This is a genomic window from Flavobacterium sp. UGB4466 (assembly GCF_903469665.1).
Lineage (GTDB): Bacteria > Bacteroidota > Bacteroidia > Flavobacteriales > Flavobacteriaceae > Flavobacterium > Flavobacterium lipolyticum.
In genome coordinates this window covers 1-1,335 of record NZ_CAGKLC010000236.1, presented here as the reverse complement: position 1 = coordinate 1,335, position 1,335 = coordinate 1, and the positions used below count along the sequence as shown (strand labels likewise).

1 protein-coding gene is annotated in these 1,335 nt (G+C 38.7%); it reads left to right on the top strand.

Going from position 1 to position 1,335, the window contains the following annotated elements; all coding sequences use genetic code 11:
- A partial coding sequence (locus tag JO950_RS21840; RefSeq protein ID WP_202704532.1) for an amino acid adenylation domain-containing protein occupies positions 1-1,335 on the top strand: 1,335 nt, incomplete at both ends.

Genomic DNA, 1,335 nt, shown 5'->3' with positions numbered 1-1,335 from the left:
GGTATTCAATAGTCGGGAAGAAGAGGGGCTTTCAATAGAATCAAGGGAAGTCAGTGATCAAAGCAACTATGATTTTAATATTATAGTTACCCCTTCCCCCGTTTCATTACACCTAAATATCAGATACAATAGCAATCGTTATGATACAAGATCATTAAAGCAGCTGGTAAATGATATTGCTACCGTAATCAAGGCGTTTGCACAAAACGGGGATCAGTCTTTAACAGCATTGGATTATGTATCGGAAGAAGAGAAACACAAACAGTTGTTCACCTTCAATGATACAACAGTAGCATATCCGAAAGACAAGACAATTGTAGACTTGTTTGAAGAGCAAGTAGAAAAGACACCGGATAACATAGCCATAGTCTTTGAGGATACAGAACTGACCTACAGGGAACTTAATGAGCGATCCAATCAGTTGGCGCATTACCTAATGGAAAATTACAGCATCCAGCCGGATGATCTGATAGGGATACAATTGGAGCGAAGTGAGTGGATGATTGTGGCGATACTGGGCGTATTAAAATCAGGAGGAGCTTATGTTCCGATCGATCCGGAGTACCCATCTTCCAGAAAGGAATATATTGTAAAAGACAGTGCTATAGCATTGCTGATAACCGAGGCAGGCTTCATCTACGATATTGATTATTATGAAGGAGACGTTTTTGCCATTGATGTAGAGTTTGATTCAGAGAATTATAGTTCAGAAACAGTATCGAAACGAGATGCATCGGATCATCTTGCCTATGTGATCTACACCTCAGGTTCTACGGGTAATCCCAAAGGAGTGATGGTAGAGCATCAGGCTATTGTTAATACTATTTTGTCGCAAATAACTGATTTTAATGTAAATAGTGGAAGCAGGGCACTTCAGTTTGCATCATTTTCATTTGATGCTTCTATTTCAGAAACATTGATCATTTTACTTTCGGGTGCTCGCTTATTTATTGCTACCGAATCACACCGTAAGGATCCGGATTTACTAGTATCCTTTATCAGGTCTAATGCAATTGATATTGCTACACTTTCTCCGTCAATTCTGAACAGAATAGAAATTAGTGAATTGACAGGATTAAAGACACTTATCACAGCGGGAGAATCAGCTCAGTACGAAAAGGCTATTGATTATCTTAAATATGGCACGTATTACAATGCATATGGTCCAACTGAAGCAAGTATTTGTGGAACGATATTTAAGCTGGACCACAGAGAAAAGATAGTATCTGATAGTATTCCAATTGGTAAGCCTATTGGCAACACGCAGATTTATATTTTAAACGAAAAAGAAGAATTACAAGCTATAGGAGTAGTCGGAGAGATTTGTATAGGCGG